The sequence below is a fragment of the Arsenicicoccus dermatophilus genome, assembly GCF_046267915.1.
Classification (GTDB): Bacteria; Actinomycetota; Actinomycetes; order Actinomycetales; family Dermatophilaceae; genus Arsenicicoccus; species Arsenicicoccus dermatophilus_A.
Window position 1 is genome coordinate 2,372,531 of the sequence record NZ_CP176520.1, and the last position, 19,738, is coordinate 2,392,268.

Sequence of the window (19,738 nt, forward strand, 5' to 3'; positions counted from 1 at the left end):
GGACAATCGCGCGCATGACCACCGACCTGCCCAGCTCCCGCGTCCCCGACAAGCCGTCCCTCGACGGTCTGGAGGACAAGTGGGCGGCCGTATGGGGCGACCAGGGCACCTACCGCTTCGACCGGGCGCGCGCGATGGAGCTGCCCCGGGAGCAGGTCTGGGCGATCGACACCCCACCCCCCACCGCGTCCGGCTCGCTGCACATCGGTCACGTCTTCGGCTACACCCAGGCCGACTGCCTCGCGCGCTACAAGCGCATGACCGGGCACGAGGTGTTCTACCCGATCGGCTGGGACGACAACGGCCTGCCCACCGAGCGGCGCGTGCAGAACTACTACGGCGTCCGCGGCGACGCGACGCTGCCCTACGACCCGGACTTCCGGCCGCCGCTGCAGGGCGCGGAGGGCAGGTCGGTCAAGGCCGCCGACCAGGTGCCCATCAGCCGCCGGAACTTCATCGAGCTGTGCGACGTACTGACCGTCGAGGACGAGAAGACCTTCGAGGACACCTTCCGGATGCTGGGCCTGAGCCTGGACTGGGACGTGCAGTACCGCACCATCGACACCCACTCGCGGGCCACCGCCCAGCAGGCCTTCCTGCGCAACCTGGAGCGGGGTGAGGCCTACCAGGCCGAGGCGCCGGGCCTGTGGGACGTGACCTTCCAGTCGGCGGTGGCGCAGGCCGAGCTCGAGGCGCGCGACTACCCGGGCGCCTACCACCGGGTGTCCTTCCACGCCGCGGACGGCGAGCCGGTCTTCATCGAGACCACCCGCCCCGAGCTGCTCCCCGCGTGCGTCGCCCTCATCGCCCACCCCGACGACGAGCGCTACCAGGGGCTGTTCGGCAGCACGGTGCGCTCGCCGCTGTTCGACGTCGAGGTGCCCGTGCTCGCGCACGCCGCCGCCGAGATGGACAAGGGCGCCGGCATCGCCATGTGCTGCACCTTCGGCGACCTCACCGACGTGCAGTGGTGGCGCGAGCTGCAGCTGCCGATGCGCTCGATCATCACCCGCAACGGGCGGATCCAGGCCGAGACGCCCGACTGGCTGACCTCCGAGGGCGGCCGGGCGGTGTATGCCGAGATGGCCACCAGGACCACCCACTCGGCGCGCGAGGCCGTCGTGGCCGCGCTGCGCGAGTCCGGGGACCTGGACGGCGAGCCCAGGAAGACCCAGCGCAAGGCCAACTTCTTCGAGAAGGGCGACAAGCCGCTGGAGATCGTCACCTCCCGGCAGTGGTACATCCGCAACGGCGGGCGCGACGAGGACCTGCGCGAGGCGATGCGCGCCCGCGGCCGCGAGCTGGACTTCCACCCGGCCTACATGCGCTCCCGCTACGACAACTGGGTCGGCGGGCTCAACGGCGACTGGCTGGTCTCCCGCCAGCGCTTCTTCGGCGTGCCGATCCCGGTGTGGTATCGCGTGGACGAGCACGGCGAGGTGCTCTGGGACGAGCGGATCGTGCCGGCCGAGGACCAGCTGCCCGTCGACCCCGCGTCCGAGCCGGCCCCGGGGTATGCCGAGTCCCAGCGCGGCCAGGCCGGCGGCTTCGTGGGCGACACCGACGTCATGGACACCTGGGCGACGTCCTCGCTGACCCCGCAGATCGCGGCGGGCTGGCGCGCCGGCGGGCAGGGCTCCGACCCCGAGCTGTTCGCCAAGCTCTTCCCCTTCGACATGCGCCCGCAGGGCCACGACATCATCCGCACCTGGCTGTTCGCGACCATGGTCCGCGCCCACCTGGAGCACGGCTCGCTGCCGTGGACCGACGCCACCGTCAACGGCTGGATCCTGGACCCCGACCGCAAGAAGATGAGCAAGTCCAAGGGCAACGCCAGCACGCCCGTCGACATGCTCCGCCAGCACGGCACCGACGCGATCCGCTACTGGGCCGGGGCCGCCCGCCTGGGCACCGACACCGCCCTCGACGAGGCGCAGATGAAGGTCGGCCGCCGCCTGGCGATCAAGCTGCTCAACGCCAGCAGGTTCGCGCTGTCCTTCGGCGAGGTCGACGGTGTGCTCGACGAGCAGGTCACCGAGCCGCTGGACCAGGCCATGCTGGCCGCGCTCGCCGACGTGGTCCGGACGGCCACGGGGGCCTACGAGTCGATGGACTACACCCGGGCGCTCGAGGTGACCGAGACCTTCTTCTGGACCTTCTGCGACGACTACATCGAGCTGGTCAAGGACCGGGCCCACGGCGGCCGCGGCGAGGTCGGCGCCGCGTCCGCGCGTGCGGCGCTGCGGATCGCCCTCGACGTGCTGCTGCGCCTGTTCGCGCCCGTCCTGGTCTATGCCACCGAGGAGGTGTGGAGCTGGTTCCGCGAGGGCACGGTCCACCGGCAGCCCTGGCCCACCCAGGAGGAGCTCAGCGGCGTCGCGGCCGCTGGGGACGCGAGCCTGCTGACCACGGTGTCGGCGGCGCTGATCGGGGTGCGCAAGGCCAAGTCCGAGGCCAAGGTCGGCATGCGCTCGCAGATCACGGCGATGACGCTCACCGCGCCGGCCGACCAGGTCGCCCAGCTCCGTCTGGCCGAAGCCGACCTGCGCGCCACGGGCAACATCAGCGGTATGACGCTCGCCGAGGGCGAGACCCTCACGGTCGGCGACGTCGAGCTGATCCCGGCGGAGAAGAAGCCCAGGGCCTGACGACCGGGCGCCTCGGTGGAGGGCGGCGACCGCACCGGCGGTGGCCGCTCTCCACCGGTCCGGCTGGGCGTCGTGCCGGCCTGGACGAGGCACCGTAACGGGCGAGTAGCATCGCCGTGCCGTCCCGGGGGTCGGGCCCGACCCGGCGTGACATCAGCTCGCTGCCGCCTGCCGGGAAGGTGGCAGCACATCTCTTGGGAGGCCCTCATGACCATCACCGCACGCCGATCCGCGACCTTCGTGACGGCGGCGATCCTCGCCGCCACGGTCGGGACGGCCGCCCCCGGCGCCGCCGTCGCCGACGACGCCCACCCCTACCAGCGCGGCCCCGCCCCCACGGCGACCTCCGCCCAGGTGGACGGCCCCTTCGAGATCTCCAAGACCGTCATCCCGGCAGCGTCCACCCCCCGTTTCGGCGGCGGTGACCTCTTCCTGCCCAAGGACACCTCGCAGGGGACCTTCGGCGGGGTCGTGCTCATCCCGGGCTGGAGCGGCACGCGCAGCACCGTGGCCTGGCTGGCACCGCGCCTGGCGTCCCAGGGCTTCGTGGTCCTGCTGATCGACGCCAAGGGCACCCTGGACGGCACCCCCCGCCGGGCCGAGGCGCTCCAGGGCGGTCTGGCCTGGCTCAAGGACACCCCCCTGGCCGAGGGCGTCCTGGACCGTACCCGCCTCGGTGTGTGGGGCTACTCCATGGGCGGGGGCGGGTCCTTGCGGGTGGGCGAGTCGCGGCCTGACCTCAAGGCGGTCGTCAACGTCTTCCCGTGGGACAGCATCCGGTCGTTCCCGGCCACGACGTCCCCGTCGCTGGTGCTCGCCGCTCAGAAGGACACCACGGCCCCCAACTCCATGCACTCGATCCCCATGTACGCCTCGCTGACCAAGGCCGACCAGCGTGCCTGGGTCGAGCTGACCGGCGCCCAGCACCTGCTGCCCCTCAAGCCCGACGCCCGGCTCGCCGAGATGACCACGGCCTGGTTCAAGCGGTATGTCGACGACGACACCCGCTACGCCGACCTGCTGTGCAGCGCGACGAAGGACCCCAAGGCCTACTCCGCCATGAAGTCCACGATCTGCCCCGGCCGCTGACGGATCGGCTCCCCCGCCGTCCCCCCGGGTGCAGGTCGGAGCCTGGCTGTCGTGGTCGACAGCCAGGCTCCGACCGTGCGGGGCGCAGGACCGACCCTGCGCCCCGTCGAGAGCGCGAGACGCCCGGCTCAGCGGTCGCCGCGGTGGACGGTGCGGAAGGCAAGGGCCGCGGCCACGGCCGCCAGCAGCTGGACCACCACGAAGACGGCAGCCGGGACGACCCCCAGCAAGCCCATCAGCACCAGCGCGACCGCGACGGCCGGGTTGAACGCCGCCCCGGAGACGGACCCCACCGAGACCGCGCCGGCGAGGACGGTGAAACCGATGGCCACGCCGTAGAAGTGGTTTCCGGGGTGGTTGCGGCTGGTGGCGACGCCGAGTACGAGCCCGCACAGCGCGAAGGTGAACAGGAGCTCCACGGTCGCCGCGGCGACCAGGTCCAGGGGGCCGCAGCGCCGGTGCGGTGGGTCACGAAGGTCGCCACCAGGGCACCGAGGAGGCCGCCGGCCAGCTGGGCGAGCCAGTACTGCCCCATCAGGGCAGGGGTGAGGCGCCCGCGGACCATGGCGGCGAGGCTGACCGCCGGGTTGACGTGGGCCCCCGACACGTGGCCGCCGGCGAAGACCACGCACATGAGCATGGCGCCGATGCCGAGGGGGGCCAGCGGCGAGATCGGGTCCACCAACGCGGTCAGCGCGAAGGAACGGCCTTGGGGACCAGGTGCGCTGTCGACGGAGTTCGAGCTGATGACGGGCACCTGGCCGACAGCTCCCGGGCAGGTCGCCCTCGCTGAGGGCCTGGACCGGGACCTCGGTGGCCCTTCCATCCTGTCCGTGGCCACCGGCGCCTCCCGCCTGCAGGTGACGGGCGTGGTCAGGAGTCGTCTCTACCCGGGCAGCAGCGCCATCCTGACGGCACCCGGGACCATCGCCAAGGTCATCCACGACACCGGACGACAGGCGATCGCCAGGCCCGTCGAGACCGATGCCTTCGTCCTGGGGAGCGGCCCGCCCGACGAGCGGGCCATGGCCGAGATCGCCGCCGTGGCCGTGGCTGCCCCCTTCCGGGAAGCAGCGGCCGCCGGCTTGGCCGCCGACGTCGAGACCCGGAACCAGCTGGTGGGCAAAGAGACCCGGGCCATCGCCGACCGAAACGTCTCCATGGCGCTCGGCCCGGTGCTCGGCGTCTCGGGCGTCCTGGGGCTCCTGCTGGGCATCGGCTCCGCCCGCGCGGCACGTCGTGGTCTGCGGACCGTCGCCGACGTCGGGTTCTCCCGCCGCCCGCTCGTGCTGTCGGCCTCGGCCACCCTCGGCGCCGCCTGCGCAGGCAGCGCACTGATGGGCACCGCGCTGTCCTGGCTCCTCGTGCTGCCTGCCCGCGCCCTCTTGGCGGGCCGTGTCCCGCACACGCTGCCGCCGACGCCCGGTCCTCGGGCTGCTGACCTCCTCCCCACGGTCCTGGCCGCGACGTGCGCGACGGCAGCGGCCGCCGGGGCGCTGCGCCTCACGTGGCGTGCGGACAGTCAGCGCACGCGACGGCGGCGGGCGCGTCGCCTGTGGCCGGCACTGGCCCGCCGGACCGGTGCCGCGCTCTGCCTGGGGGTGGCGCTCGTGTGCTCCACGGAGCCGTCGGCCGTCTTCTCCCAGGGTTTCCTGGGGCTCGCCGCGGCCGTGCTCGCTGCTCTGCTGGCGCCTGACCTGGTCGCGCTGGCGGCCCGGTGGCTCCGCAGGGACGACCTGCGCCAGCACCTGGTCAAGGTGCACCTGGCCGCAGGTATGGCGCGGGCAGGGCTGGCGACAGCCATCCTCACCCTGGCCGTGGGTCTGCCTCTGGGCCTCGGGATCCTGTTGCAGAGCTCCGCTCGGACCAACGAGGTGAACTACGCGCCGCCGGCTCCTCCTGGACAGCTCCTCGTGGTCAACGGGGAAGGCCGGACATCCGATCCGCCGGACCCCCGCGCCCTGGCTGCCGTTCGGCGAGCCCTTCCGGGTCAGCGCGCTGTGCCGGTGTCCGACGCGGTTCTGCCGAACGGTCGCCCGGCCATGGTTCCGCATCTCACCGGGAGTCCGACACCGGTGGCTGTCGTGTCGTCGGCGGCAGACCTCGCGCGTCTCGGTGGGCAGGCGCTGCCCCCTGCGGTCGCAGCAGCCTTCGAGCGCGGCGATCCGGTCCGTCTGAACCGGCCGGACCACACCGAGACCAGCTATGCGTTGCGCCTGCCGCTGATGGACCCGCTTCAGGACCTGGCGCAGCGGCCGGCCGCAGAGATTCGGCAGATCCCTGCCATGGCGTTCACCGCGGCGTACGCCAACCGACTCTTCGGGCTGGCGGTGACCCCCGCGGGCGCGGCTCGACTCGGCCTCGCGGTCGCTCCCCCGCGCATGTTCGTGTTCTCCGCCGACGAGCGTTCCCAGCGGACCGCGTTCGACGCCCTGCGCGCTGCCGGCCTCTCGCGCGATCACCTGCAGGTCTACGAGCCCAGAGCGGACCGAGGGCTGGATCCGCGGGTGCTGCTCAGCGTCGTCTTCGGCATGGGCCTGGCTCTGGTCGTGTCGATCGCCATCCTGCAGGAGAACGTCAAGACCTGGGCGGCCTCGTGGCGCGCCTACCTCACCCTCGGTCTCACCTCTCACCAGATCCGCCGCGTCATGCTCCTGGAGAACCTCCTGCTCACCGGGTGCGCGATCGCGCTGGGCCTGCTGTCGGCCGCCGCTCCTGCCGCCTGGTTCGCGGCGCAGCCAGGATTCGTCCTCGCGGCGCCGTGGCCCTTCCTCGCCGGAATCCTCCTGGTGCCGGCGGTCCACGTGGTGGCGATCTACCGCTACTCCACCAGGGTGGGCACGACCTCACCGACCTCCTGACCCGACCTGACATCGCTTGACCACACCCGAATCGAGAGATCCGTGAAGAACCAGCTGCCCCTCATCGCCATCGCCGTCCTCCTCACCGCCTCCGCCTGCTCGGGCGGCACGTCAGGCACCGTCACGACCTCCGCCAACCCCTCGCCGGAGCCGACGATCCTCGCCGGCGCCACCGACTTCGCCGCCAAGAACGGGATCCGTCTGGCTCCGGGCACCCAGCCGAAGGTGGTGGGTCTGGAGGGCGACCAGGCCACCGTCGCAGCCTGCGTGATGAAGGGCACCGCCAAGGACGCCCAGCAGTTCGACCTGCGCAACGTCGGCGGCCAGTGGAAGGTGTCCGGGCAGAGCCCGCTCCCCGAGGAGCAGAAGAAGGCCGACGACCCCTGCGCCTGACCGCTCCGCCGTGGCGGGCCGCTCCCGGCGGCCGGGAGCGGCCCACCACGCCATGGTCCGCACCGTGCCTGGTCAGGCCAGAGCGGCGATCTCGTCCTGATCCGTCGTATGCCGCAGCGTGCGCCGCCCCTTCTCGTCGCGCGCGACCACGGTGGCCCGCCGCGCGCCGTCACGGTCGTGGGTGATCGTCCACGTCTCGGGACCCGCAGGGGTGGGCGGGAGCTCGCGTGGTGCCGCGTCCAGCGCCGCCTGCACCGCTGCGGACTCCCCCGGCTGCCAGGGCCGCGGCACGGTGCCCCACACGCCGACCGAGTACTTCGAGAGCACACCGCCGTTCGCCGTGGTCAGGGCGAGCTCGCCGGGGGTCTCGCGCAGCCGGTGCACGGCCGCGGCGATGGCGTGCATGGTGTAGTCGTTGCCGGGCCCGCCGAAGTAGGGCAGTCCCCCGGTCAGCGTCAGCCCGCGCGGGTCGTCGGGCGCCAGGCCGAGTCCGTCGCACACAGCGGACACCGCGATCGGGAAGCAGGAGTAGAGGTCCAGGTGCCGCACCTCGTCCAGGCCCACCCCGGCGAGACCGAGCGCGGACCCGATCGCCGCGACGGCGGCGGGACAGGCCCCCAGGTCGGGTCGCTCCAGCAGCGGTCGCTCGACGGTGTCGCAGTGACCGTGCAGGGACACCCAGCGGTCCTGCGGCACACCGAGACTCGTCGCCCGCTCCACGGAGGTGACGACCACCGCGGCGCCCTGGTTGACCAGGTCCCGGGCGACCAGGAGCTTGCGATAGGGCTGCGCCACCAGCCGATTGCGGTCGCTGACCGCGAGCAGCTGTGCGGGCGTGAAGGACTCGCGCAGGGCCGAGTGCGGGTGGGTCGCCGCCACCTGCGAGAACGGCGCGAACAGCTCGGCCATCGTCTGGTCGTACTCCTCTGCGGGGAGCCCGGTCTCGCGCTCCAGACGCCGCTGCCGGGCCCGCTCGAAGAGCGCATACGTCGAGGGCGCGTCGATGTGCCCCACGTCGTCGAAGTCGACGAGCCCCTCGAGGCCGTAGCCACGCCACTCGCGGTGACCACCCACGGACTCCGACCAGCACGGCCGCTCGGTCGGCGGCCGACTCAGCAGGTGGCGGGTCGTCGACAGGGCCTCCGCGCCGCACGCCACCGCCAGGTCGCACTCGCCCCGCGCCACCATGCCCATCAGCTCGGTGACCAGGTGCTGGGGACCCTGGCCGCCGGCGTCGGCGGTGATCGCGTGCCGCGGCGCCAGCCCGGCCCGGGCGGCGACGGCTCGGGGCATGTTGTCCGGATGCCCCAGCGGCGCAACGGCATCGGGTGTCGACACGGCGAACTGCGGGATGTCCGCGACCACGTCCACGACTCGGCGCAGCGCCCCGAGACCCACCCGGGGTGTGGCGTCCACGAGCGCCGCCGACACCGCCCGGGCGGCCAGCTCGGCGGGCGGGAGCGCGGCGTAGCCCGGGTCGGCGAGGCGCTCGCTGCACTCCCCCACCCCGACGACGACGGGGGTGCGCGGGTCCAGCCTCACGGCAGGTCCTCGGCGGCGGCCACCACGAGCCAGACCCGCGTCCATCCGGCGAGCGTCGTCAGCCCGCGCCGGAAGTCGTCGGTGTCCAGGGGCAGCACCTGACCGGCCGAGGGCTCGTAGACGTCCACCCCCATCCCGTCGGCGGGCGGCACCAGCAGCACGACATGCCGGGGCAGCCAGCGGCTTCCGACATACACCAGCGTGCTGCGCCCGGACCTGACCCCCGACGACAGGCCGTCGAGCAGAGCCGTCCGCGACGCCGGGGAGGACCACCGCACCAGCCGCCGCCGCACCTCGCGCCGCCCGAGCCCGAGCACCCTGGCGAGCACCGCCGCGGCCCCCCACGGCGGTGTGCCCAGCGAGCGCGGCCACGGCAGCTGCAGCATCCGCCCCCACGGCCGGAGCCGGTTGGTCAACAGCGGCATCCGGCGCTCCTCGGCCGCGAAGCCCGCGCTGCCCACCCCCGCGGCGTACTCCGGGTCGGCGAGCATCCGGGCCACGACCAGGCAGGCGGACCCGCAGGTCGTGGGGGTGGACTGCCGGGGGGCCGGGGCGCCCCGGCGCAGCACGAGACTCATGCCCCCACCTCACCACGCCGGGGAGGGCGCGGCCACCCCCGAGGTGGTGAGGGCGGCGGTCCGATCCAGGGGGCCGTATGACGAGGCGAAGCGTCGCGTGGTCCGCCTGGTCGCCGCGAGCCATGAGTCCGTCTCGCCGGAGCGAACATGTCTGTCCCGGCGGCGGGCGCGGGCGCACGCCCCCCAGCACGAGGGGCGGGAGACCGGCAGACGCGACGAGCCCGCTGATGGTCTGCGGGCCCGTCGCGTCCGTCGACGGGATCGGTGACTCAGGCGGAGCGGCGGGTCTGCCCCTCGCTGGCTCGGATCACCTCGGGCTGGGCGCCCGAGGTGACGGTCTCCTCGGTCACCAGCACCTCGACGATGGCGTCGTCGGACGGCACGTCGAACATCACGGGCAGGAGGATCTCCTCCATGATGGCGCGCAGGCCTCGGGCACCGATGCCACGGGCGATCGCCCGGTCGGCGATGGCCTCGACCGCGTCCTCGGTGAAGGTCAGCCGGACCCCGTCGAGGTCGAACATCTTGGTGTACTGCTTCACCAGGGCGTTGCGCGGCTCGGTGAGGATCTGCACCAGGGCGGCACGGTCGAGCTCGTCCACGGTGGCCACGACGGGCAGCCGGCCGATGAACTCGGGGATGAGCCCGAACTTCATCAGGTCGTCGGGCTGCAGCTCGGCGAACCGCGGCGCACCTGCCTCCCGGGCGACGTCCAGCTCGGACCCGAAGCCGAGACCTCGCTTGCCCGCCCGTGCCTGGATGATCTGCTCCAGCCCGGCGAAGGCCCCACCCACGATGAACAGCACGTTGGTGGTGTCGATCTGGATGAACTCCTGGTGCGGGTGCTTGCGTCCGCCCTGCGGGGGCACCGACGCCGTCGTCCCCTCCAGGATCTTGAGCAGCGCCTGCTGGACGCCCTCGCCGGACACGTCGCGGGTGATCGAGGGGTTCTCCGACTTGCGGGCGATCTTGTCGATCTCGTCGATGTAGATGATGCCCGTCTCGGCCTTCTTGACGTCGTAGTCGGCGGCCTGGATGAGCTTGAGCAGGATGTTCTCGACGTCCTCGCCGACGTACCCCGCCTCGGTCAGCGCGGTGGCGTCCGCGATGGCGAAGGGCACGTTGAGCATCCGGGCGAGGGTCTGCGCGAGGTAGGTCTTGCCGCAGCCGGTCGGACCGATCATCAAGATGTTGGACTTGGCGATGTCGACGTGCTCGTCGGACCGTTTGCCCGGCGCACCACCGGCGGCACCGGCGTTGATGCGCTTGTAGTGGTTGTAGACCGCCACGGCCAGCGCCTTCTTGGCACCGTCCTGCCCGATGACGTAGGACTCGAGAAAGGCGAAGATGTCCCGCGGCTTGGGCAGCTCGTGCAGGCTCGTCTCAGGGGCCTCGGAGAGCTCCTCCTCGATGATCTCGTTGCACAGGTCGATGCACTCGTCGCAGATGTAGACGCCGGGACCCGCGATGAGCTTCTTGACCTGCTTCTGCGACTTGCCGCAGAAGGAGCACTTGAGCAGATCCCCACCGTCTCCGATGCGAGCCATCCGCAACCTCCTGTGCCGAGCGGGCCGGGCGGGCCGCTGCCGTGTCGACGGGCTGGCAACCGCCCGTTCCCTCCAGTGAAGGTACCCGGCCCGAAGGTCCAGGACACCTGGATGTGCGACCGCTCACCGGCGTGCCGCACGAGTTCAGCCGACAGCGAAATCGCCGCGACGGAACGGTCGAGGCCCGACCCGCTCGGGGGCCGGGCCTCGACCGGACGATCACTGCCCCGAGGCCTTGCGGCTCGCCACCACCGTGTCGATCAGGCCGTAGTCCTTGGAGGCCTCGGCCGACAGGATCTTGTCGCGCTCGATGTCCTCGCGGACCTGCTCGGGGGTGCGCCCCGAGTGCCTGGCCAGGGTGTCCTCCAACCAGGTGCGCATCCGGAAGATCTCGTTGGCCTGGATCTCGATGTCGGACGCCTGGCCGCCCCCGCCCTCGACCGCGGGCTGGTGGATCAGCACGCGCGAGTTGGGCAGGGCATAACGCTTGCCGGGGGCGCCGGCCGCGAGCAGCACGGCGGCGGCGGAGGCGGCCTGCCCGATGCAGAAGGTCTGCACGTCCGGACGGATGAACTGCATGGTGTCGTAGATCGCCGTCATGGCGGTGAACGAGCCACCGGGCGAGTTGATGTACATCAGGATGTCGCGGTCCGGGTCCTGCGACTCCAGCACGAGCAGCTGGGCGATGATGTCGTCCGCGGAGGCGTCGTCCACCTGCACGCCGAGGAAGATGATCCGGTCCTCGAAGAGCTTGGTGTAGGGGTCGGTGCGCTTCATCCCGTAGGACGTGCGCTCCTCGAACTGCGGCAGGATGTAGCGGCTCGTCGGCATGACGAGGCCGCCCTGGGCGCCATACATGGGCTGGGTCTGGTTCATCGGGTCTCTCCGGGAGTCTCTAGGGGCCGTATGGCGGGTCAGGCGTCCGTGCCGCCGCTGCCCGGCGTCTGGGTCGCGCGCTCGAAGACGTGGTCGACGAAGCCGTACTCCTTGGCCTCGGCGGCGGTGAACCAGCGGTCGCGGTCGGAGTCGGCCGTGATCTTGTCCACGGGCTGACCGGTGTGCTCGGCGATCAGCTCGGCCATCTCCTTCTTCATCGCCAGGAGCAGCTCGGCCTGGATCTTGACGTCCGTCGCCGTGCCGCCGATGCCGCCGAGCGGCTGGTGCATCAGGATGCGGGCGTGCGGGGTGGCGTAGCGCTTGCCGCGGGTGCCCGCGGAGAGCAGGAACTGTCCCATCGAGGCGGCCATGCCCATGGCGACCGTGCACACGTCGTTGGGGATCCACTGCATGGTGTCGTAGATCGCCATGCCGGCCGTCACCGAGCCGCCAGGGCTGTTGATGTAGAGCCAGATGTCCTTGTCCGGGTCCTCCGCGGACAGGAGCAGCAGCTGGGCGCAGATCGCGTTGGCGTTGTCGTCGCGCACGTCGGAGCCGAGGAAGACGATGCGGTCGCGCAGGAGCCGCTGGTAGATGTGGTCGTCGAGGCCGACCGCAGGTGCGGTCGCCGCGACCGGGGTGGCAGGGGTGCTCAGGCTCACCGTGGGTCTCATCTCTGTCTAGTCGCTTCGGTGCGGGCCGCCGTGGGCGGCCCAGGGACGTGCTAGAGACAGTAACGCCCGGCACCGACCTGCCCTTCCCGGCCGTGGGTGTGTTCGCCCTGGGCGCAAGGCGGCGGCCCGCCCACCCCCGCAGGGGCGGACGGGCCGGAGCACGTCGCGCGGCGTTCGGCCGCGTGCGGCGGATCAGACCTCGTCTGCCTTGGCGGCCGTGGCCTTCTTCGTGGCCTTCTTGGCGGGCCGGGCCTCCGCGGCCTCGTCCTCGGCCTCGGGCGTGGTCTCGGCCGCCGGGGCGGGAGCCGCGTCCTCGTCCGTGGCGGCGGCCTTGGCGGCCGCGGCCTTCTTCGCGGCCTTGTCGGCCGGCTCGGCGTCCTCGTCCTTGGCCTGGTCGCCGGACTCGTCCTCGGAGTCGGTCCCGTCGGCCTCGTCGTCGATCTCGACGTCCAGGTCGGACAGGTTGACCACGCGACCGGACGCGTCCTTGATCGTGATCTCCTCGAGCACGGTGGCCAGGCCCTTGCGGCGGCCGACCTCGCCGACCATGGCGCCGACCTGACCGTTGGCGTCCATGATCTGGGCGAACTGGTTGGGGTCCATCCCGTACTGCTGGGCCTGCATCACGAGGTACTCGATGAGCTCCTGCTGGCCGACCTGGATCTCGCGGTCCTCGGCGATGGCGTCCAGGAGCAGCTGGGCCTTGAGCGACTCGCGCACGTTGCCCTCGACCTCGGCGCGGTGCTCCGCGTTGTCATGGCCCTCCTCGCCGCCCTCGGCGAAGTGCGCGGCGACCTGCTCGGCGACCAGGCTGTCCGGCAGCGGGATGTCGACGGTCTCGATCAGGTGCGCGAGGACCTTGTCACGGGCCTGGGCGCCCTGCTCGAACTTCTTCGCACGCTCGGTCTGGGAGGTCACGTCGGCGCGCAGCTCGTCCATGGTGTCGAACTCGGACGCCAGCTGGGCGAACTCGTCGTCCAGCTCGGGCAGCTGACGCTCCTTGACCGACAGCACCTTGAGGGTGATCTCGGCGTCCTGGCCGGCCTTGTCGCCGCCGGCGAGAGGGGCGGTGAAGGTCTTGGTCTCGTCGGCCCTGGCGCCCACGAGCTGCTCGTCCATGCCCTGGAGCATGTTGCCGGAGCCGATCTCGTAGGAGATGCCGGAGACCGAGTCGATCTCCTCGCCGTCGATGGTGGCGGTGAGGTCGATGGACACGAAGTCACCGGTCTCGGCGGCCCGCTCGACGCCCACGAGGGTCCCGAAGCGCTCGCGCAGCTGCTCGAGGTTGGCGGCCACGTCCTCGTCGGAGACGACCACGTCGTCCACGTCGACGGTGATGGCGGAGAAGTCGGGGAGCTCGATGGTGGGGACCACGTCGATCTCGGCGCTGAAGGCCAGGGGCTGGCCGTCCTCCAGCGGGATCGCGGTGACGTCGACCTCGGGCTGGGTGACCGGGCGGACCCCGGACTCCTCGACGGCCTGGCCGTAGAACTTCGGGAGCGCCTCGTTGACGGCCTCCTGCAGCACCGCGCCCTTGCCGAAGCGCTGGTCGATGAGGCGGGCGGGGACCTTGCCGCGACGGAAGCCGGGGATCTGGACCTGGTTGCCGATGGTCTGGTAAGCCGCATCGATGCTCGGCTTGAGCTCCTCGAAGGGGACCTCGACGGTCAGCTTGACCCGGGTCGGGCTGAGGTTCTCGACGGCACTCTTCACTGCGGTTGCTCCAACGTCTGAGTAGAGAATCTGTGGACCCGCCGGCGCGGACCGCCACGCCATCGCGTCACCCGGGCCGTGGGACCCGGACGGTGCGTCGGCAGCCGGCGGCATCGACGAGGCGCCCCGTGAGAACAGGGCTCAGGTCATGCTATCGGGTGGCCTGGCGTGGGCCCTAACCGCGTCCCGTGCCCCGGCCTGCGACGCCCGGTGCGGGGAGCGGGGAGGTGGGTGGCGTGACGGGTGGCCCCCGGGACGGGCACCACCAGGGGGTATGCCGGACGACCGCTGCGACATACCCCCTGACGGACCCGGGCTCAGGCCGGCGGATCCTGCAGCTCGACCGTGAAGCCGCAGCCGGTCTTGGCACGCACCTCGTCCTCGGTGACGCCCTCGGCCAGCTCGCGCAGCACCAGGCCGTCCGCGGTGACGTCGAAGACGCACAGGTCGGTGATGATCCGCTGCACCACGCCCCTGCCGGTGTAGGGCAGGGTGCACTCGGTCAGGATCTTGTGGGCGTCGCCCTTGGCGACGTGCTCCATCAGGACGATGACCTTCTTGGCGCCGTGGACCAGGTCCATGGCGCCACCCATCCCCTTGACCATCTTGCCGGGGATCATCCAGTTGGCGATGTCGCCGTGCTCGGAGACCTGCATGGCGCCGAGGATCGCGGCGTCGACCTTGCCGCACCGGATCATCCCGAAGGACAGGGCGGAGTCGAAGAAGCTCGCTCCCTTGCGGACGGTGACGGTCTCCTTGCCGGCGTTGATCAGGTCGGGGTCGACCTGCTCCTCGGTCGGGTAGGCGCCGGTGCCGAGGATGCCGTTCTCGGACTGCAGCACCAGCTCGACGTCGTCCGGCACGTAGTTGGGGACCAGGGTGGGCAGGCCGATGCCGAGGTTGACGTAGTCGCCGTCCTGGAGCTCCTTGGCGGCCCGGGCGGCCATCTGCTCGCGGGTGAGGGCCATGGCTCAGGACTCCTTGTGCTCGGTGGGGCGGACGGTGCGGCGCTCGATGCGCTTCTCCTGGACCTGCTCCGGCGTCAGCGCGACGACCCGCTGCACGAAGATGCCGGGCAACTGCACGTCGTTGGGGTCGATCTCGCCGGGCTCGACGAGCTCCTCGACCTCGGCGACGGTGATCCGGCCGGCCATCGCGGCGGGCGGGTTGAAGTTGCGGGCGGCCTCGCGGAAGACGAGGTTGCCGTGCCGGTCGCCGCGCCAGGCGCGCACCAGCGCGAAGTCGCAGCGGATGGCCTCCTCCAGGACGTAGGTGCGCTCCTCGCCGTCGACGGTGAAGACGCGGGTGTCCTTGGGGGCGGAGGTCTTGACCACCCTGCCGTCGGCGTCGTGCCGGAGCGGCAGGCCGCCCTCGGCGACCTGGGTGCCGGCCCCGGTGAGGGTGTAGAACCCGGCGATGCCGGCGCCGCCGCAGCGGAGCTTCTCGGCCAGGGTGCCCTGCGGCGTGAGCTCGACCTCCAGCTCGCCGTGCAGGTACTGCCGCTCGAACTCCTTGTTCTCCCCGACGTACGACGCCTGGATGCGGCGGATCTTCTTGTCCTGCAGGAGTATGCCGAGACCCCAGTCGTCGACGCCGCAGTTGTTGGAGACGACCTCGAGGTCGGTGACCCCGGAGTCGTCGAGGGCCTGGATCAGCACGCTCGGGATGCCGCAGAGGCCGAAGCCGCCGACGGCGAGGGAGGCCCCGTCGGTGATGTCGGCGATGGCCTCGGCGGCCGAGCGGACGACCTTGTCCATGGAGTTGCCTTTCGGGTTGAGGGCGCGGGTCAGGGCTGGGAGAGCAGCATCGCGACGCCCTGCCCGACGCCGACGCACATGGTGGCGAGGGCGTGCTCGTGGCCCTCGTCGTGCAGGGTGATCGCGGCGGTGAGGGCCAGGCGGGCGCCGCTCATGCCGAGCGGGTGCCCGAGAGCGATGGCGCCGCCGTGCGGGTTGACGCGCGGGTCGTCGTCGGCGAGACCGAGGTCGCGCAGGACGGCGAGCCCCTGGGAGGCGAAGGCCTCGTTGAGCTCGATCGTGCCGACGTCGGCGAGGTCGACGCCCTTGCGCCCCAGCAGCCTCCGCACGGCCGGGACCGGGCCGTAGCCCATGACGCGCGGCTCCAGACCGGCCGCGGCGGCGCCGTCGACGCGGGCCAGCGGCGTCAGTCCGTGACGCTCGAGGGCCTCCCCGCTGACGACGAGCAGGGCCGCGGCGCCGTCGTTGACGCCCGACGCGTTGCCCGCGGTCACCGAGCCGTCCGGGAAGAGCGGCCTGAGGGAGGCGAGCGTGTCGAGGGAGGTCAGGCGCGGGTGCTCGTCGGTGTCGACGACGACCGGGTCACCCTTGCGCTGCGGGATGGTGACCGGCGCGATCTCGCGGGCCAGCCGGCCGCTCGCGATCGCCGCCGCGGCCCGCTCCTGCGAGCGCATCGCGAAGGCGTCCTGGTCCTCGCGCGAGACCTGCCAGTCGTCGGCGACGTGCTGGGCGGTCTCGGGCATGCTGTCGGAGCCGTAGGCCGCCTGCAGCGCCTCGTTGACGAAGCGCCAGCCGATGGTGGTGTCGTAGACCGCGTTGCTGCGGCTGTAGGCCGACTCCGCCTTGGGCATCACGAACGGCGCACGGCTCATGGACTCCACGCCGCCCGCGACGTAGACGTCCCCGTCGCCCGCCATGATCGCGCGGGCCGCCATGGCCACGGCGTCCAGGCCGGAGGCGCACAGCCGGTTGACGGTGATGCCAGGCACCTGCACCGGCAGCTCGGCCAGGAGGGCGGCCATGCGGGCGACGTTGCGGTTGTCCTCGCCGGCCTGGTTGGCGCAGCCGAGGATGACGTCGTCGACCTGCTCCCAGTCGAGCGATCCCTGACGCGCGCGCAGCTCACGGATCACGTGGGCCGCCAGGTCGTCCGGCCGGACCGGCGCCAGGGCCCCGCCGTAGCGCCCGACGGGCGTGCGCACGCCGTCGACGATGTATGCCGTCCTCGTTGCCGTCATGCCCCATACCTACCATGGGGGCGGGGTGCCTGCGCAGGCGGCGCCGGCACGGGCGACGTCTTGGACGCCGTCTCGGCGCACCGGCCCGTGTCGCTGCACGTCGCCCACCGGGGTCGGGCCCCAGGATGGGCCCGACCAACCATCACGAGAGGGAACCGACATGGTTCGACAGGTCTGCGCGACAGGGGCCCTCGCGGTCGCCATGGTGCTGGCGGGCTGCACCGCCGGAAGCGTCCCCGACCGGGCGGCAGGCAGCACCTCCGGCGGGACCGCCTCCGGCAGCACCTCCGGCTCCGCCCCTGGGGCACGACCCGGCGCCCCCTCACCCGGTCCCTCGGGGAGCGCCGCCGCCAGCCCGACCACCGCGCCCGGCCCCACGGCTCCCGGCATACCGGTGGACACCCCGGCCTCCCCCGCGGTGCTGGCGCGGCGCACGCTCTTCCCCGGGCACCGGCTCGTGGGCTTCGCGGGGCGGGAGGGCACCGGTCCGCTGCTCGGCAAGCTGGGCGTCGGCGGCCTGGACGAGCGGATGCGCGAGATCGTCGGGCGCAGCAAGCCGTATGCCGTCGGCGCGACGACCATCCCGGTCGCCGAGCTCATCGCCACCGTCGTCAAACCCGCCCCGGGAGAAGGCGGCCGGTGGAACGCGCGGGTCGACGACGAGATCATCGCCCGCCACCTGGAGGCGGTCCGCAAGGTCGACGGGATGCTGCTGCTGGCGATCCAGCCGGGACGCAGCGACTTCGTGACCGAGACGAAGGTCTACGAGAAGTGGCTGGCGCAGCCCGACGTCGGCGTCGCCCTCGACCCGGAGTGGCGGATGGGCCCCGGCCAGGTGCCGATGAAGCAGTTCGGGTCGGTCACCGGCGCCGAGCTGGACGACACCGCGCGGTATCTCGCCGAGCTGGTCGCCACGTACAAGCTGCCCGAGAAGGTCATGCTCTATCACCAGCTCAACCCGCGGATCGTGCGGGACGCCGCCGGCCTGCACCCGCACCCGGGCGTCGCCCAGATCGTCTCGGTCGACGGCATCGGCTCGGCCACGATGAAGCGCCAGACCTGGCAGGCCGTGCTGAAGCGCAAGCCCGCCCACGTGCGTGCCGGGTTCAAGCTGTTCTTCACCGAGGACACCGAGGGCGCATGGAAGCTGATGACGCCCGACCAGGTGCTGGCGCTCACCCCGGCACCGGACTACGTGCTCTACGAGTGACGCTCCCCGACGGGGCCCGCGCTGACCTGCCCGAGAGCGACGTGCCCGAGGGCCCTGCCGGTCGACCGGCAGGGCCCTCGCCGCTGTCGGGCTGACAGGATTTGAACCTGCGACATCGTGCTCCCAAAGCACGCGCGCTACCAAGCTGCGCCACAGCCCGCGGAGCACCAAGAGTACCGGGCCGACCGTGGTGCCCCGACCCGTCGCGCGCCGGACCTCGGGTGTCGGATTTCTCGCGGGGGCGCCGCCCGCCTATCCTGGGGGACGCAGCACCACTGCGGGTGTAGCTCAATGGTAGAGCCCTAGTCTTCCAAACTAGCTACGCGAGTTCGATTCTCGTCACCCGCTCCACCACGAGGCAGCAGGTCGGAAGGCACCACGGGCACCCCGCCTCCGGCCTGCTGCTTCCGTCTGCAGGCAGCGCACCGGCGCCGGTCCGCGCGCCAGGAGCCCGCGCGTCGAGGCCTCGACCCCTGACGTCGCGCCTGCGCGGTGAGGCGGTGGAGTCCCCGTCGCGCCGCACAGCCGGCCAAGGGTCACCTCGTATCGGCGGGACCTGCCCCGTCCGGCCCTGCCACCACGGCGCCGTCGGCGCGCAGGCCCGCGAGGAGCGAGGGTCGCGAGGGGCCCGGGGACCTGGTGGATCGCCATACGGGAGTGCGACTCTCGTCACCTGCTCCCCCGCGGCGGTCGTCACGATCCCGTGGCGCGTCGCCTCGCTGCGTGACCGGGGCCTGCCCCCCGCCTGAACCTCCCCCAGGCCAGGAGGGCTTTCGCTGCTGAGGTGGGTAGTCTGCGCGGGCGGAGGCCAGCAGGCATCCCACCCGGGGGCGGGTTCGGCAAGCGCCCCCGGCACGCGCCCGCGCCGAGGAGACGTCCATGGACTACCGACTGGTCGACGCCGAGGCACTGGCGGAGGCCGAGCCGGAGAGCCTGTCCATCCCCGCCCGTGACGTGCGCGAGGGCCTGTGGGCCGGAGACCTGGTCAAGCTGGGCTTCGACCTCGTCGACCCGCCCGAGTGCGGCCCCTTCGGGGAGCGCATGTGGGTGCAGGTGACGTCCGCGGACGCCGAGGGCCGGTATGTCGGCCAGCTCGACAACACCCCCTCCGCCCTCGGCAGCCTGCGCCGCGGGGACCCGGTGGCGTTCGGGCCCGAGCACGTCATGGCGGTCTGGGACGAGAGCCCGCAGGCCGCGCAGGTCGTCTGGGTCAGCCGGCGCCTGCACGAGCAGAACCTGCGGCCGGGATTCGTGGCGCGCACCGAGACCTCCGACGAGGCCGACTCGGGGTGGAGCCTCCTGGTCAGCGACGAGACCGACGCCGAGCTGGACGACCCGGAGAACGTGCTCCTGCAGCCGTGGGGCTACGTCGTGTCCCGATGGCCGGTACTGGCCCCGGTGCTCAGCACCGGCGAGCCGGGCGGCGGCTGGGTGTGGGACGACGAGCAGGGTGCCTATCGGGCGCTGACCCCGCCGGAGGGTGGCCACCGCGCCTCCTGACGGCAGCGCCGTAGGCCGTCTCGGCCGAGCCCCGCGCTGCCACCACCAGGCGCCGGGCACGGCGAAGGCCCCGCCGCACGACGGGGCCTTCGACATACGAACGAGTCCGGCC

Annotated in this window: 16 protein-coding genes, 2 tRNA genes and 1 pseudogene; 7 read left to right on the forward strand and 12 right to left on the reverse strand. The window is 72.3% G+C overall.

Going from position 1 to position 19,738, the window contains the following annotated elements; all coding sequences use genetic code 11:
- Positions 1 to 14: 14 nt before the first annotated feature.
- Both valS and ACK2IS_RS11280 read left to right on the forward strand, forming a co-directional pair.
- Positions 15 to 2,648, forward strand: a complete 2,634-nt coding sequence (gene valS / locus ACK2IS_RS11275; RefSeq protein ID WP_409483425.1) for a valine--tRNA ligase — start codon at positions 15 to 17, stop codon at positions 2,646 to 2,648.
- Positions 2,649 to 2,855: 207 nt separating this feature from the next.
- Positions 2,856 to 3,737, forward strand: a complete 882-nt coding sequence (locus tag ACK2IS_RS11280) for a dienelactone hydrolase family protein (RefSeq protein ID WP_409483426.1) — start codon at positions 2,856 to 2,858, stop codon at positions 3,735 to 3,737.
- 128 nt (positions 3,738 to 3,865) lie between these two features.
- Here the strand turns inward: ACK2IS_RS11280 and ACK2IS_RS11285 are convergent, their stop codons facing one another.
- Both ACK2IS_RS11285 and ACK2IS_RS11290 read right to left on the reverse strand, forming a co-directional pair.
- Complete coding sequence (locus tag ACK2IS_RS11285; RefSeq protein ID WP_409483427.1) at positions 3,866 to 4,156, reverse strand: aquaporin; 291 nt, start codon at positions 4,154 to 4,156, stop codon at positions 3,866 to 3,868.
- A 98-nt stretch (positions 4,157 to 4,254) separates the two neighbouring features.
- Positions 4,255 to 4,377, reverse strand: a pseudogene (locus tag ACK2IS_RS11290) (aquaporin); the annotation flags it as partial.
- Between the two features lie 7 nt (positions 4,378 to 4,384).
- Here ACK2IS_RS11290 and ACK2IS_RS11295 point away from each other — a divergent pair.
- A complete protein-coding gene (locus tag ACK2IS_RS11295; protein ID WP_409485696.1) occupies positions 4,385 to 6,598 on the forward strand; it encodes a hypothetical protein in 2,214 nt (737 codons plus the stop codon).
- A 42-nt stretch (positions 6,599 to 6,640) separates the two neighbouring features.
- Positions 6,641 to 6,991 (forward strand): hypothetical protein, encoded by a 351-nt coding sequence (locus ACK2IS_RS11300; protein ID WP_409483428.1) that lies wholly within the window; start codon positions 6,641 to 6,643, stop codon positions 6,989 to 6,991.
- 72 nt (positions 6,992 to 7,063) lie between these two features.
- Here ACK2IS_RS11300 and ACK2IS_RS11305 read toward each other — a convergent pair whose 3' ends face one another.
- The 9 genes from ACK2IS_RS11305 to pcaF all read right to left on the reverse strand — a co-directional run bounded on the left by ACK2IS_RS11305 (position 7,064) and on the right by pcaF (position 16,916).
- The gene (locus ACK2IS_RS11305; RefSeq protein ID WP_409483429.1) at positions 7,064 to 8,533 is read right to left on the reverse strand and encodes an acetyl-CoA acetyltransferase; all 1,470 of its coding nucleotides are present in this window, start codon (positions 8,531 to 8,533) and stop codon (positions 7,064 to 7,066) included.
- Positions 8,530 to 9,111, reverse strand: a complete 582-nt coding sequence (locus ACK2IS_RS11310) for a hypothetical protein (protein ID WP_409483430.1) — start codon at positions 9,109 to 9,111, stop codon at positions 8,530 to 8,532. The genes ACK2IS_RS11305 and ACK2IS_RS11310 overlap by 4 nt, the downstream gene beginning before the upstream one ends.
- 269 nt (positions 9,112 to 9,380) lie before the next feature.
- Positions 9,381 to 10,658, reverse strand: coding sequence for an ATP-dependent Clp protease ATP-binding subunit ClpX (gene clpX / locus ACK2IS_RS11315; protein WP_409483431.1), 1,278 nt, complete (start codon positions 10,656 to 10,658; stop codon positions 9,381 to 9,383).
- A gap of 219 nt (positions 10,659 to 10,877) precedes the next feature.
- Complete coding sequence (locus ACK2IS_RS11320; RefSeq protein ID WP_409483432.1) at positions 10,878 to 11,534, reverse strand: ATP-dependent Clp protease proteolytic subunit; 657 nt, start codon at positions 11,532 to 11,534, stop codon at positions 10,878 to 10,880.
- Between the two features lie 38 nt (positions 11,535 to 11,572).
- A complete protein-coding gene (locus tag ACK2IS_RS11325; protein ID WP_409483433.1) occupies positions 11,573 to 12,208 on the reverse strand; it encodes an ATP-dependent Clp protease proteolytic subunit in 636 nt (211 codons plus the stop codon).
- A 192-nt stretch (positions 12,209 to 12,400) separates the two neighbouring features.
- Complete coding sequence (tig, locus tag ACK2IS_RS11330) at positions 12,401 to 13,921, reverse strand: trigger factor (protein ID WP_409483434.1); 1,521 nt, start codon at positions 13,919 to 13,921, stop codon at positions 12,401 to 12,403.
- A gap of 317 nt (positions 13,922 to 14,238) precedes the next feature.
- Positions 14,239 to 14,889: a CoA transferase subunit B gene (locus ACK2IS_RS11335; RefSeq protein ID WP_409483435.1), complete on the reverse strand. Its 651-nt coding sequence runs from the start codon at positions 14,887 to 14,889 to the stop codon at positions 14,239 to 14,241.
- Between the two features lie 3 nt (positions 14,890 to 14,892).
- Complete coding sequence (locus ACK2IS_RS11340; RefSeq protein WP_409483436.1) at positions 14,893 to 15,678, reverse strand: CoA transferase subunit A; 786 nt, start codon at positions 15,676 to 15,678, stop codon at positions 14,893 to 14,895.
- Between the two features lie 29 nt (positions 15,679 to 15,707).
- Entirely contained in the window at positions 15,708 to 16,916 is a 1,209-nt protein-coding gene (gene pcaF, locus ACK2IS_RS11345) for a 3-oxoadipyl-CoA thiolase (RefSeq protein WP_409483437.1), read from the reverse strand.
- A 160-nt stretch (positions 16,917 to 17,076) separates the two neighbouring features.
- Between pcaF and ACK2IS_RS11350 the strand changes: the two genes are divergently transcribed.
- The gene (locus ACK2IS_RS11350; protein ID WP_409483438.1) at positions 17,077 to 18,126 is read left to right on the forward strand and encodes a hypothetical protein; all 1,050 of its coding nucleotides are present in this window, start codon (positions 17,077 to 17,079) and stop codon (positions 18,124 to 18,126) included.
- Positions 18,127 to 18,212: 86 nt separating this feature from the next.
- Here the strand turns inward: ACK2IS_RS11350 and ACK2IS_RS11355 are convergent.
- A tRNA-Pro gene (locus ACK2IS_RS11355) sits at positions 18,213 to 18,286 on the reverse strand.
- Between the two features lie 117 nt (positions 18,287 to 18,403).
- On the opposite strand from ACK2IS_RS11355, the gene ACK2IS_RS11360 reads away from it, so the two are divergent.
- Both ACK2IS_RS11360 and ACK2IS_RS11365 read left to right on the forward strand, forming a co-directional pair.
- Positions 18,404 to 18,477 (forward strand) — tRNA-Gly (locus tag ACK2IS_RS11360).
- A 528-nt stretch (positions 18,478 to 19,005) separates the two neighbouring features.
- Entirely contained in the window at positions 19,006 to 19,626 is a 621-nt protein-coding gene (locus tag ACK2IS_RS11365) for a DUF2185 domain-containing protein (protein WP_409483439.1), read from the forward strand.
- The last annotated feature ends 112 nt before the right edge of the window (positions 19,627 to 19,738 follow it).